The organism is Maribacter sp. 2-571 (assembly GCF_050589625.1).
GTDB lineage: Bacteria > Bacteroidota > Bacteroidia > Flavobacteriales > Flavobacteriaceae > Pelagihabitans.
Genome location: NZ_JBNGOP010000008.1, coordinates 1 through 13,115, shown reverse-complemented (window position 1 = coordinate 13,115; position 13,115 = coordinate 1). Strand labels below are relative to the sequence as shown.

Sequence of the window (13,115 nt, the reverse complement as noted above, 5' to 3'; positions counted from 1 at the left end):
TTACCGGCACAATAGGTGCCTTTTTTTTTAAAATTCATTACAAAAAAACAGGGCAAAGATATCATCCAGCCCTGAATGTATTCTTTTTCCGTTTTTCCCTCGCACGCAGCTCAGGACATGTTTATCCCCGCAAATGCGGGAACCTATATCGACCTCCCATCTGAATTCGATAGGGGATTTCCGCCTTCGCGGAAATTGACTTAGACCTTTATCTCTACTTCAACACCACTTGGGAGCTCTAACTTCATAAGCGCATCGATCGTTTTGGATGACGAACTATAGATATCCAAAAGTCTTTTGTATGAGCTCAACTGAAATTGTTCCCTTGACTTTTTATTGACGTGCGGTGATCGCAACACGGTAAATATCTTTTTATGGGTAGGCAATGGAATTGGTCCCGTTACCACCGCTCCTGTAGTTTTAACCGTTTTAACGATTTTCTCGGCAGACTTGTCCACCAAGTTATGGTCGTACGATTTTAGTTTTATTCTAATTTTCTGACTCATCTTCTTACAATTAAGCGGTTACCCCTTTTGTTGCTTTAATCACTTCCTCTGAAATGTTTGACGGTGTTTCGGCATAGTGCGAAAACTCCATTGTAGATGTGGCCCTACCGGACGACAGGGTTCTCAACGAAGTTACATACCCGAACATTTCGGACAACGGCACTGTTGCTTTTATCACTTTGGCACCGGCACGGTCGGACATATCGCTCACCTGACCCCTTCTACGGTTCAAATCTCCTACGATGTCACCCATGTTCTCCTCGGGCGTCAACACCTCAAGCTTCATAATAGGCTCCATTATTACCGCTTTCGCAGCTTTTGCAGCAGCTTTGTAGCCTAGTTTGGCAGCAAGCTCGAACGACAATTGATCCGAATCCACATCGTGGTACGATCCATCGCGCAAGGTCACCTTCATGGCATCCATCTCGTAACCCGCTAAAGGTCCGTTCTGCATGGCCATCTTAAATCCTTTTTCAATAGAAGGGATAAATTCCTTGGGAACGTTACCACCTTTGATTACCGAAACAAACTCAAGACCACTCTTTCCTTCTTCCGCAGGCTCCAATGTAAACACAATGTCGGCGAATTTACCTCGACCACCACTCTGCTTCTTGTACACCTCTCTATGGTCCGCAGAAGCCGTAATGGCCTCTTTGTACTCCACTTGAGGCTGTCCTTGGTTTACCTCTACCTTGAATTCACGTTTCAAACGATCCACAATGATATCCAAGTGAAGCTCTCCCATTCCCGAAATAATCGTCTGTCCGGAAGCTTCATCTGTTTTTACCTGAAAGGTCGGATCTTCTTCGGCCAATTTTGCCAAAGACATTCCCAATTTGTCCACATCCGCTTTGGTCTTAGGCTCTACCGCGATACCGATAACGGGATCCGGGAAATCCATACTCTCCAAAACAATCGGACTTTTTTCGGCCGACATGGTATCGCCCGTTTTGATGTCCTTGAACCCTACGGCCGCACCAATATCTCCCGCTTCGATATAGTCGATCGCGTTCTGCTTATTGGAGTGCATTTGATAGATCCGTGAAATACGTTCCTTTTTACCGGAACGGTTATTCAATATGTAAGAACCGGCATCCAAACGACCGGAATACGTTCTAAAGAAAGCCAATCGTCCTACGAAAGGATCGGTAGCAATTTTGAAGGCCAAAGCGGAAAAGGGTTCTTTCACATCCGGCTTTCTGCTGATTTCCTCACCTGTGTTAGGGTCGGTACCAACAATCGCTTCCTTGTCAACGGGTGAAGGCAAATACCGACATACCGCATCCAACAAAAACTGAACACCTTTATTCTTGAAAGAAGACCCACATACCATAGGTATGATGGCACGGTCCATAACCGCAGCTCTCAATGCAGCGTGCACCTCCTCTTCGGTAATGGAATCCTCGTCCTCAAAGAACTTCTCCATCAGCTCTTCGTCATACTCCGCAACCGCTTCGATCAAGGCAGCTCTGTACTCTTTGACCTCCGCTTTCATATCGTCGGGAATTTCGATAACATCGAAAGTAGACCCGAACTTTTCATCATGCCAAACGATGGCCCTGTTCTTTGCAAGATCGACGATACCTTTAAAATCGGCCTCATCCCCAATTGGAAGAACGATAGGCACCGCGTTGGAACCTAACATTTCTTTTACTTGCTTACAAACCATCAGGAAGTTTGCTCCTTGACGGTCCATTTTATTTACGAACCCAATACGTGGCACTTTATAATTATCGGCCAACCTCCAGTTGGTTTCCGACTGCGGCTCAACACCATCAACGGCACTGAACAAGAATACCAAACCATCCAAAACCCGCAACGAACGATTCACCTCTACGGTAAAATCAACGTGACCGGGAGTATCTATTATGTTAAAATGATATCCTTTGGCATCAGCGGTGGGCTGTCCGTTCTCGGTAGGAAACTGCCACTCACAGGTTGTAGCTGCGGAAGTAATGGTAATACCACGCTCCTGCTCCTGAGCCATCCAGTCCATGGTAGCGGCACCATCGTGCACCTCTCCAATTTTGTGACTGACCCCTGTGTAGAACAAAATACGCTCCGTAGTGGTCGTTTTACCGGCATCAATATGCGCGGCGATACCTATATTTCTTGTATATTTTAAATCTCTTGCCATTTCCGATTAAAATCTAAAGTGAGAGAATGCTTTATTGGCTTCTGCCATCTTGTGCGTATCGACCCTTTTCTTGACAGCAGCACCTTCTTCTTTGGCCGCAGCCAAAACTTCACCGGCCAATTTTAGCGCCATACCTTTTTCATTACGCTTTCTTGCATAACTGATCAACCACTTCATAGCGGTAGAAATTTTTCGATCGGGACGTATTTGCATCGGTATTTGAAAGGTAGCACCCCCAACACGCCGACTGCGCACCTCTACGTGTGGCATAACGTTGGACAACGCGTCTTTCCATAATTCCAAAGCACTTTTTTCTTCGTCCGCCTTTTTTTCTTCAACGATATCCATCGCATCGTAGAAAACACTGAACGCCACGGATTTCTTTCCGTCCCACATCATCATATTGACGAAACGGGTCACCAATTGGTCGTTAAACCTTGGATCGGGCAACAATGGCCTTTTTTTTGCCTGCTTTTTTCTCATTACTTCTTTCTAAAGTTTTTTTTGATAAACCTTCCACAAGCTGTTTCGCCGTGGAACCATTTTTATCTTTTAATTACTTCTTTGGGCGTTTTGCTCCGTACTTAGACCTCCGTTGGGTTCTGCCCGCGACACCTGCGGTATCGAGTGCACCCCTTACGATATGATACCTAACTCCTGGCAAATCTTTCACCCTTCCTCCCCTTACTAATACTATCGAGTGCTCTTGCAAGTTGTGTCCTTCTCCGGGAATGTAAGCGTTCACCTCTTTACCATTCGTCAAACGAACCCTGGCCACTTTTCTCATGGCAGAGTTTGGTTTTTTAGGCGTAGTGGTATAAACACGCGTACAAACACCCCTTCGTTGGGGACACGAATCCAAAGCAGCCGATTTACTCTTCTTAGTAATCGTGGTTCTTCCTTTTCGTACTAATTGTGAAATTGTTGGCATACTATATTATTGTATAAAACTTACCCTCTATTTTTAAGGGTCGGCAAATGTAGTGATATTTACGAATAATTCAAATGAAGAAGCATTAAATTTTAAGTAGAATTCGATAATTGCCCAAACAAGTTGATGGACACTTTGCACAAAACGGGCACCCTAAGTAAAAATAAGCCACTTTTCACGTTTTCTCGTATTGATAGGCCCCCAGCATTATAACTCCCATTTGGATGTGGACAAAGAACCAAAAAGACGAGCCCGAAACACAAAAAAATACCATTTTTAGATGCCGCCCATAGATAGTACAATTCCTAAATGTCCCAGGACACTTTTCTACAGTACACTAAATCGTCATTGTCCATGATGGCTTTCCGTTTCATGCGCTTTCTATTGGCAAATACTCCATGACCTGTTATCAATAAACCGTCTTGAAAAGTCCAAGGTTAAACAAAAGCAAAAATTTTCAAGAATTCATCATGATGTCTTATCTTCATCAAATTCCTATTAAGGAACATGTTACCTTTCTTACGTACGGCTTTGCTCCAATAATTGGCATATACAGTTAATCCAGATAAATTCAAAGTTGTCAGTGACATCCATTGAAACACAGTGGCCTTTACCACAATAAAATGAACAGCACTTTTAAATGAAAAACCCTTACGACCACTTCCCACAATATGTGCTTAGAACCCCGATATTCGGTATCGATTTTATCGAAAAACTTACTTCGCAGCCCGTTGTCGCGAAAGCGCAATTGAAAGCGGCCTTCGACCTCCCAATCGTTAAGGAGTCCTGTTTTCTGGCCTCTCCCTCGTTATATGCCGAGATAGAAAAGTGGCTGAACGCATCAACGGAAGTAAAAAAAGAGAAAAAGCTACGCCTTTCCCTATTGAAATACCTTACCCGAATGGCCACCAGATGTACTCCTTTTGGTCTTTTTGCGGGCTGCGGAACCGGAAATTTCGCCGAACATACGGAGATTGAGCTGTCTTCACCACAAAGCTATAAACGACATACTGGCCTGGACATGAACTACTTGGTAGCCCTTTCCCAAGACCTGTCCAAGAAGAAAGCAATTCGCGAACAGCTGCTGTTCTATCCAAATTCCAGCATGTACCCCATTGGTGACACCTTAAGGTATATCGAGTATTATTATCAGAATAGCCGAAGACAACATCATATTATCGAAGTGGACTTTTCGGACTATCTAAACAACATTATAGACTGTGCCATTACTGGAGCGACTCTTGAGCATCTGGTGAAAATATTGACCGAAAAAGACATTCCGAAAGACCAGGCCACGGATTTTTTAAACGAACTTATCGACAGCCAAATTCTCGTTGGCGCCTTGGAGCCCTCCGTATCGGGGCCGGCGTTTCTGGAACAGATTCAGCACGTATTGTCTCCCTTACAACATGTAGAAGGGGAAACCCTTTTTTTGGAGACCACAAAAAAAAGAATCGGACAACTCGATCAACGAATGGGCAACGACCCTAAATCGTATTTGGATATTGCAACGCATCTACAAACGGGGCCGACCACTTATAATTTGCAATATCTCTTTCAAACGAACCTCCAACTAGCGCATCGCTCGAACCAATTGTCAAACGACATCGCCAAAAGTGTAAAGCAGGCAATGACACTTTTAAACCGCATGACACCCGTACCCAGGGAAACCAATCTAACAAAGTTCAAAAACGCGTTTCGGGAGCGCTATGAAGAACGGGAGATGCCGCTTGCCAAGGTTATGGATGTGGAAACGGGCATTGGATATCTTCAAACGGGCGGCAGCGGAGATGTGAACCCCCTAGTGGACGACCTGCTACTCCCTCAAACGAATTCGAATTCCGAGTCCAAAACCCTAAACTGGCACCCAGCGCTTGGTGTTTTAGAAAGAAAATTGATCACAAGTGATGAAGATGGCAATACCCCTATAATCCTAGAGGACAAAGATTTTGAAGAAATGCCGGCCAACTGGGACGACCTTCCCGACACGTTATCGGCAATGGTAAGCGTCATTGAAGAAAACGGGGAGCAGAAAATACTCCTGCCCGGCGTCGGCGGTTCGAGTGCCGCAAACCTTTTGGGACGGTTTTGCCATGGCGACCCTTCCTTAGCGCTCCAAGCCCAAAAGATTACGGCAAAGGAAGAACAGCTGAACCCGGATAAAATTTTAGCGGAAATTGTCCATCTTCCCGAATCAAGAGTGGGTAATATTTTAACGCGGCCTTCGTTTCGGACCCATGAAATACCCTATCTCGCCAAGTCTGCGAAAAGCTTGGAAAAGCAACTTCCCATTAGTGACCTCTACATTTCCATAAGGAACGACCGGATCTTGCTCCGTTCCAAAAAAAATAACATGGAGGTGCTGCCCAGATTGACCAACGCACATAACTTTTCGGCCAATGCGTTACCCATATATCACTTTTTATGCGACCTACAAAACCAAGGCCTGCGGGGCGGACTTTATTTTAGGTATGGTTATTTAGGAGAAAACCGGTCTTTTTTACCAAGGGTCACCTATCGTAACCTTATATTTCATCGTGCCACCTGGAAAATTGATAAGGAACAGCTTACCACCCTATCGAATGTTATCGATGATGAAAAGGCCTTATTACAAAAGATTAAAATTTGGCAATCGCAACTAAAACTTCCCCAGTATGTTGTTCTCACCGAAGGCGATAACGAATTGCTGATCAATTTTTCCAACGCCACATCGGTACAAATGCTATTGGATAGCGTAAAAAACAAATCGCAATTCACCCTCTCCGAGTTCCTTTTTTCAAAAGAAGGAACGGTAAGTTCGGCGCAAGGCCACTATTCCAATCAAATGATCATATCCTTTTATAACCGCAGCGAACGTAGCAATGAAGAAAGACCATCCTAAAAAAAACACCAAACGTAGTTTCGCCATCGGGAGTGAGTGGGTTTACTACAAGATCTACACCGGACACAAAACGGCCGACACCATTCTCACCGAAGTTATTGCACCGCTTGCAGATCGGTTTTTGGCTTCGGGCAGTATTACAAAATGGTTTTTTATCCGTTATGCCGATCCGGAACACCATTTAAGGGTACGGTTTTTAAGTGCATCAACATCAGATATCGGTAGTATTCTGGGAGCCCTACACGAATCGTTGAACCTCTTTTTGGAAAGGGACCTTATTTGGAAAATACAGTTGGATACGTATCAGAGGGAATTGGAGCGTTATGGAACCAACACCATTGTCCTATCGGAAAGTCTGTTCCAGTTTGACAGCATGGCAACCGCTTCTTTTTTGGACCTGATCGAAGGAGATGAGGGCGAAACGCTACGATGGTTGTTCGGATTGCGATCGATAGACCACTTACTGACGCATTTCTCTTACACTTTGGATGAAAAACTAGTGTTGTTGGACCACTTGAAAACAGGGTTTGGAGCAGAATTTGGAATGGGAAGGCCCTTAAAGAAGCAGTTGGACGCCAAATACCGCGCGCACCGCCCTCGTATTGCTTCGTTTATGGCATTCACCAAAGAAACCGATCCGGACCACGCCCCGATCTTGGAAGTGTTGGAAACCAAGAGCGCCCACATTGCACCGATAGTGAACGACATCATGGCCATTGTGGCTCAAAATCGATTGGAAATGCCAATGAACGGTCTTTTGGGCAGTTATATACACATGCTGATGAACCGTCTTTTCAAATCCAAAAACCGATTGAACGAAATGGTCTGTTACGACTTTCTATACCGCTATTATCGGACGGCGGCAGCCATTCAAAAAAAGCGGGCATAAGCAGTTAACCCCTAGTTCCCGTCTTCTTCTTTGGCAAAGCCAAAGGCAAGTACGTAAATAGTAACGAGGGGTTGCCGACACTACCGTTCGAACGCCTTTCTAAATTGGTAGAAAATCCGTTGGAGCACAGTGAGCTCTTCCAGTACGATTTCCGCGGTACCCTGCATTTCCTGTTTGAAATCAATTTTCTTTCCATAGGAGGTGGTCAGATCCCCAAAGCTGACGAACAGGGTATAGAACGATTCTTCACCCTGTTTGGGCACCAATGATATCGATTGTATTTCACCGGTAACGCTCCCCCACTCCTCAAAAGGGTAATTCGCCAATTTCACAAGCACTTTTTGCCCCACTTTTACCTTACCCGAATTCCGTACCGGTAAGGTCACCTTACCCACAATTCCATCCAAATTCTCGGGCACTACGGTAAATAATACCTCTCCCGCATTTACGTTTTGGTATTGGTTCCAGATGTCGAATACGGTCACTTTTCCATTTATGGGACTTTTTACCAGATATTGCTGTTCCCAAAGGGTAAGTTCATTTTTTAAAAACTGGAAGGCCTCATTCAATTTTTGTGCATAGCTATTTTCAAATTCCGCCCCTTGTATGTCCGATTTGGTCAATAAATTATTAAAATTGGCTATCGCGATCTGTGTATTGGACATACTGGTCAAGAACCCTTCATAGTTCTGCTTATCGGAAAGATAGGCCCTTGAGGCATTTTCAAACTCTGCCTTGGAAACCACTCCTTTTTCATATAGTTTTTGATTGCGCTCAAAACTACTTTTTGAGAGCTGAAGATCCTCCTTGAAAATACCCATCTGTCGTTCTTGCTTCTCCAAAAAACGCCTTTGCTCCGTCAACTGCTGCTGGATCATGGCAGATTCTTTCTGATTTGGGGACAGCGCGTTGAACAAAATATAGTTTTGATAGTCCGTCAAAAAACGGCCATACGCCTGCTGCACCGGCCCTAAATCCAGATATGGCGGATACTCTTGTTTTAAGGAATCCAAGGACATCGCTCCACTATTAAAACCAGCTATCTTTTCTTGCAAATAAGCCACGTCCTCGTAGTTTGCGGTGTTTTCGATTTCGGCCAACACCTGGTTTTTGGTCACGTTTTGATTTGGGGCTACAAAAAGCTGGGTCAATCTTCCCTCTCGATTCGCTTCCAAATACACCGGGGGGTTCTTACTGGTGATGACGATGTTAGCCGAAATAATATCGTTATACCCTAACAATGCCGCGGCTGTCACCACGCCCAATACGATTACGAAAACAACGGAAATACCGGAACGCACCACCCAATTGGGTGCCTTTCCCAAAATTTCCTTCACTTGACCGGAACGCTCATCGAGCCCCGCTATCTTTTGTTCTATGTCCGGCACTTCTTCTTCCATATCAGCTTCCTAGTTCCAACTGATTTTTCACCAAGGTATAATACAGCCCCCTTTTCGCGGTCAGTTCTTGATGATTCCCTATTTCGACCATTTTCCCTTTGTCCAAAACAATAATTTGATCGGCATTTTTAACGGTACTCAACCGATGGGCAACAACAACCACGGTTTTACCTTTATAGAACTCATCCAATTTGTTCATGATCACTTTTTCATTGTTTGCATCGAGTGCACTGGTCGCCTCGTCCAAAAAAATATAATTCGGGTTTTTATACACTGCCCTTGCAATCAATATCCGCTGCTTTTGCCCACCACTTACATTGGTACCGCTGCTACCCACTTTTGAATTGAAACCGGTAGGCAATTGGGTAATAAAATCTTCAATATTGGCAACGTCAACAGCGTGCAACAGTCGCTTTTTATCTAAAACACCCTCTGAATCCGACTCGGTAATGTTTCTGGCGATGGTGTCGCTAAACAGAAAGCCGTCCTGCATGACACTTCCACAGTTTTTTCTCCAGAAGGACACTCCCAACGACTGTAACTTGGAACTACCCACCGTAATTTCGCCCGCTGTCGGTTCATAAAATCGCAACAATAACTTTATCAAGGTGGTTTTGCCACTACCACTGGCACCAACAATGGCGGTCACCTTTCCTTCAGGTATTTCAAAATTCAGGCCATCCAGCACCATTGGCGATGCACTTCCCCCATATCTAAAGCCTAGGTTCTTAACGGCTATTCCCTTCTTTTCCGGCAGTTCCTTTAGCAGGGTGTCGTCCGAAACTTCCTCATCTTCCTTGGAATGTATCTCGGCCAGGCGCTCCAAACTAATTTTCGCATCCTGTCCGGTTTGGATGAAGGTGATAAAATTATTGATGGGTAGGTTCAATTGACCGATAATGTATTGTACGGAAAGCATCATACCCAAGGTAAGACTACCGTCGATCACGGATTTCGCCGCTACGAAAGTGATGAGAATATTCTTGAGCTCATTAAAAAAACGGCCTCCGGTATTTTGGGTTTGGGACAATGCCAAGCTCTTGATGGAAACCTTAAAAAGTTTGACCTGGATGGCCTCCCATTCCCACCGTCTTCGTCGTTCCGAACCGTTGAGCTTTATCTCCTGCATTCCGGAAATCAATTGATAGATACTACTTTGATTATCGGCCGCCTGATCGAAACGCTTATAGTCCAACTCTTCCCTTTTCTTTAAAAAAAGTAAGGTCCATCCAATATAAATGAACGACCCTAGAAAGAAAATGGCAAAAATCGTCCAATCGTAATAGGCCAAAACGAACCCAAAAATGACGATATTGAATGCTGAAAACAAGGTGTTCAGCGTTGTACTGGACAGAAAATCCTGGATGCGGTCATGATCATATATCCGCTGTATGATGTCACCGGTGTTTTTGGAGTCGAAAAACGCAATGGGCAATCGCATTAGTTTCAATAAAAAATCGGAAATCAGGTTGATATTGATCCTACTGGTCATATGGAGCAAAATCCATCCCCGGATCAAATCGACCGAGGTCTGCGATATAAACAGCATCAGCTGGGCCGCCAATATCAGATAGATAAAATGCAGGTTTTGGTAATTGATACCATAATCGACCACAGCTTGCGTTAAAAAAGGAAAAATAAGCTGCAACAAGCTACCTACCAATAATCCCAAAAACAGCTGCCCGATATACTTTTTATAAGGCTTGAAGTACCAGAACAAAAACTTAAAGCCATATTCGGATTTTTCCTCAATATCATTTTCAAAAAAACGCGGCGTGGTCTCCAAAAGCAGTAAATAGCCTTCGGTCCGTTCCCCGGCATTTTTGCCCAGCCAGCCTTCCAGAAAATCGGCCTTTTTATACTTTACCAGCCCATGCGCGGGATCGGCCACGTATACGGTATCCTTTTTTATCTCATACACTACCACAAAATGCCGCTGCCGCCAATGGGCGATACACGGTAACGGAACCTCTTCGTCCAGTGTCTCAAAATCCAGACTGACCGCAAGGGTATGAAAGCCTATTTCTTCGGCCGCCTCCGCGATACCGCCCATGGAAACCCCTTCCCGTGTAATATTGGCCTTCTTTCTAAGAAAATCGAGAGAATATGCCTTTCCATGATATTTGGCCACCATACGAAGGCAGGTGGGACCACAGTCCATTTGGTCCAGCTGTCTGTAAAAAGGAAATTGCTTAAAAGGCATGGTTAAATATAGGTCGCTATTTAGAAGAACAAGTGAGCTTTAATCATCAAATTATCCTAAAAAAGATAGCTAAGAGTAAATATTTGTCTCATAATTCAAATAACAATGGTTTAAAAAATTCGCAATTCTAACAATTACTAGGCTTCAAATCAAAACTAAAACATTCCTGTAAGATTCCCATACTCGTCAAAACCTAATACGATGTTAAAACAACCGTTAAGTTTTCTGCAACTATTCATTCCTTATAATTTCACCTATCCCTAGGGCAAGACTTCTAAAAAATAAGTCTAATCATGAATTTAAAAGAGGGGTGCTGGGTAGACTGGCAAATCGCTAGTTTTGTTGAAAACCTTATATTTTCCTTTCGTGCAATAACGTCGCTTTCTTTTGCTTTGTCCACTAACTGCCCGCGGGGTCTCGTCGTCCAAACTTTGGTGCCTCTGCCCATTGTCATAATATTCGGAATATTCCCCGAGGCCAAAGTAACATTGTAGCCCGTCATCTGCAAGAAACAGGTATACCTACTCGTATTTTAAGCTACGCCGGAGCTTTTCGACAAATACGTTGACCAGAGCCCTACTACGTCCGTCCACTGTAAGTCAAATATATCGCTACTTGGTTAGTTAGTCGGTAAATTCGATTGAGGTAAATCGACTACCATGGTCGGTTTTCTGTATCTCGGATGCGCCATTCTTCTCGATGGCCATCTCCATGGTTTTTTTGCATCACTGCAATGTCATCACATTAGATAGCGACCAACCTACCATGTTACGGCTGCAAAAGTCGATTATCGCACAGAAATTGACTTTTCAAGTTGGTTATCTGTGTCAGATGAGGCCTAATTCCTCCCAAGCTCCTGGACTTAAAACGCTCACTCAACACCTCAAAACTACTTTAAACCTGAACTCCCTGCTGTAGTTCCTCTTTGTCTTATCCATATTGTTAAGGTATTTAACTTGGCCTTTACTTAGTGTCCTTATAAATGCAGCAACTCCGGATATTTATTTTCAACAATTCCATCTGAGATAAACATCAAGTGAAGTTGTTGACTATCTATTATTCCGGTAGTCTAAAAAATGTTTGCACCATCTAGATTGATAGGTGCAAACAGATTACAACTAATAAGAATTCCCAACCTTCACAAAAAGATTGGGAGTAACATGTAAAACCTAATGTCTTACCCCTTTTTAAAATTACACTAATATGTAAAATATAATGGACAGACAACTCTATGTTCAAGTTAATTCATCTAAATTTATGATTTTCAACCTTGATTACTGTTTACAATCGGGTTTGTTAGAATCTGGTGTCCACCACGTGTAATTAGGTGAACCACAATTGCCTGAAGTTCGTGCCCCCCTAAATCTTGCATTTATCTGATTGTGAAATAATTTTTTTGTTTAACGACAACCCTACTTTCTTAATTTTTCATATTGAAGCTTTTCAAACTTTTTTTAATCGAAAGCACGGGTTATTGAGAATTGTGTTGTGAAATATAAGTCAAAACAAAATAACCTTTTGTGTACCTTCTTTTGGACAAAGACGTGATATTTAGAGAAATGGTCACGTACCTCCCCATCACAAGTGAAGGCTCCCTTCTTAAAGGAAGCCTTCAAAATCAAGCCAAGCCATCTAATTCCTTTCACTTTTTTGTAGTCCATGATTGTAATTCGATGATTTCGAATTAAGTGCTTTCAAAGACTATAATTTTGTTAGCTGAATCCAATCACCTAAATATTATAATGTTATTTGGAAGCCTAAACTCTGAAATAGGCAACTTTTTCATTTTCAACATTAATTATTCCTCACAACCAGGTGTTGTAGATTGTTTGGGGGCACACCATTGAGAGGGTGCGCACCAATCCGAGGGCTCATGTGCTACATTACGTCCACCCCTTACTTCATGATATTTATCAAACTTGGAAATAACATTTTTTTTCAACGATAAACTAATTTTTTTGTCTTTTTTCATTTTTTATAATTATAGGATTTGTATTACGCAATATTAAGTAATTAGTTTTTTGAGAAGAATTTATTTATAAAATATTTAACGTGAGTTCGATATAACTATATGTTCAAATACAGTTGTTTGGTATCCACGAAGTTATTTTTCAGGGAGGGTTTTTTATCCTTGAAGCTGTATGCTATTAAAGCAGCAAAAATATTGT

The 13,115-nt window shown here is 43.0% G+C and carries 8 protein-coding genes and 1 pseudogene; 2 read left to right on the top strand and 7 right to left on the bottom strand.

Going from position 1 to position 13,115, the window contains the following annotated elements:
• Window positions 1–200: 200 nt before the first annotated feature.
• The 4 genes from rpsJ to rpsL all read right to left on the bottom strand — a co-directional run bounded on the left by rpsJ (window position 201) and on the right by rpsL (window position 3,574).
• Window positions 201–506: a 30S ribosomal protein S10 gene (gene rpsJ / locus ACRD7P_RS07600; RefSeq protein WP_007094989.1), complete on the bottom strand. Its 306-nt coding sequence runs from the start codon at window positions 504–506 to the stop codon at window positions 201–203.
• Window positions 507–516: 10 nt separating this feature from the next.
• The gene (fusA, locus tag ACRD7P_RS07595; protein WP_430906945.1) at window positions 517–2,643 is read right to left on the bottom strand and encodes an elongation factor G; all 2,127 of its coding nucleotides are present in this window, start codon (window positions 2,641–2,643) and stop codon (window positions 517–519) included.
• Between the two features lie 6 nt (window positions 2,644–2,649).
• Window positions 2,650–3,126, bottom strand: a complete 477-nt coding sequence (rpsG, locus tag ACRD7P_RS07590; RefSeq protein WP_430906944.1) for a 30S ribosomal protein S7 — start codon at window positions 3,124–3,126, stop codon at window positions 2,650–2,652.
• Window positions 3,127–3,199: 73 nt separating this feature from the next.
• Window positions 3,200–3,574 (bottom strand): 30S ribosomal protein S12, encoded by a 375-nt coding sequence (rpsL, locus tag ACRD7P_RS07585; protein WP_138853415.1) that lies wholly within the window; start codon window positions 3,572–3,574, stop codon window positions 3,200–3,202.
• A gap of 640 nt (window positions 3,575–4,214) precedes the next feature.
• Between rpsL and ACRD7P_RS07580 the strand changes: the two genes are divergently transcribed.
• Together ACRD7P_RS07580 and ACRD7P_RS07575 are read left to right on the top strand one after the other, a co-directional pair.
• On the top strand, window positions 4,215–6,455 hold the full coding sequence (locus tag ACRD7P_RS07580; RefSeq protein WP_430906943.1) for a lantibiotic dehydratase family protein: 2,241 nt from the start codon (window positions 4,215–4,217) through the stop codon (window positions 6,453–6,455).
• A complete protein-coding gene (locus tag ACRD7P_RS07575; RefSeq protein ID WP_430906942.1) occupies window positions 6,436–7,344 on the top strand; it encodes a thiopeptide-type bacteriocin biosynthesis protein in 909 nt (302 codons plus the stop codon). Before ACRD7P_RS07580 ends, ACRD7P_RS07575 begins: the two co-directional genes overlap by 20 nt.
• An 80-nt stretch (window positions 7,345–7,424) precedes the next feature.
• Here the strand turns inward: ACRD7P_RS07575 and ACRD7P_RS07570 are convergent, their stop codons facing one another.
• From ACRD7P_RS07570 to ACRD7P_RS07560, 3 genes and pseudogenes are all read right to left on the bottom strand, one after another.
• The gene (locus ACRD7P_RS07570; RefSeq protein ID WP_430906941.1) at window positions 7,425–8,744 is read right to left on the bottom strand and encodes an HlyD family secretion protein; all 1,320 of its coding nucleotides are present in this window, start codon (window positions 8,742–8,744) and stop codon (window positions 7,425–7,427) included.
• 1 nt (window position 8,745) lies between these two features.
• Window positions 8,746–10,947 (bottom strand): peptidase domain-containing ABC transporter, encoded by a 2,202-nt coding sequence (locus ACRD7P_RS07565; RefSeq protein WP_430906940.1) that lies wholly within the window; start codon window positions 10,945–10,947, stop codon window positions 8,746–8,748.
• A gap of 2,067 nt (window positions 10,948–13,014) precedes the next feature.
• Window positions 13,015–13,115, bottom strand: a pseudogene (locus ACRD7P_RS07560) (IS982 family transposase); the annotation flags it as partial.

Excerpts from the sequence above, each read along its gene's own strand:
- rpsJ (WP_007094989.1), bottom strand. The coding sequence starts at position 506 with ATGAGTCAGAAAATTAGAATAAAACTAAAATCGTACGACCATAACTTG.
- fusA (WP_430906945.1), bottom strand. The coding sequence starts at position 2,643 with ATGGCAAGAGATTTAAAATATACAAGAAATATAGGTATCGCCGCGCAT.
- rpsG (WP_430906944.1), bottom strand. The coding sequence starts at position 3,126 with ATGAGAAAAAAGCAGGCAAAAAAAAGGCCATTGTTGCCCGATCCAAGG.
- rpsL (WP_138853415.1), bottom strand. The coding sequence starts at position 3,574 with ATGCCAACAATTTCACAATTAGTACGAAAAGGAAGAACCACGATTACT.
- ACRD7P_RS07580 (WP_430906943.1), top strand. The coding sequence starts at position 4,215 with ATGAAAAACCCTTACGACCACTTCCCACAATATGTGCTTAGAACCCCG.
- ACRD7P_RS07575 (WP_430906942.1), top strand. The coding sequence starts at position 6,436 with ATGAAGAAAGACCATCCTAAAAAAAACACCAAACGTAGTTTCGCCATC.
- ACRD7P_RS07570 (WP_430906941.1), bottom strand. The coding sequence starts at position 8,744 with ATGGAAGAAGAAGTGCCGGACATAGAACAAAAGATAGCGGGGCTCGAT.
- ACRD7P_RS07565 (WP_430906940.1), bottom strand. The coding sequence starts at position 10,947 with ATGCCTTTTAAGCAATTTCCTTTTTACAGACAGCTGGACCAAATGGAC.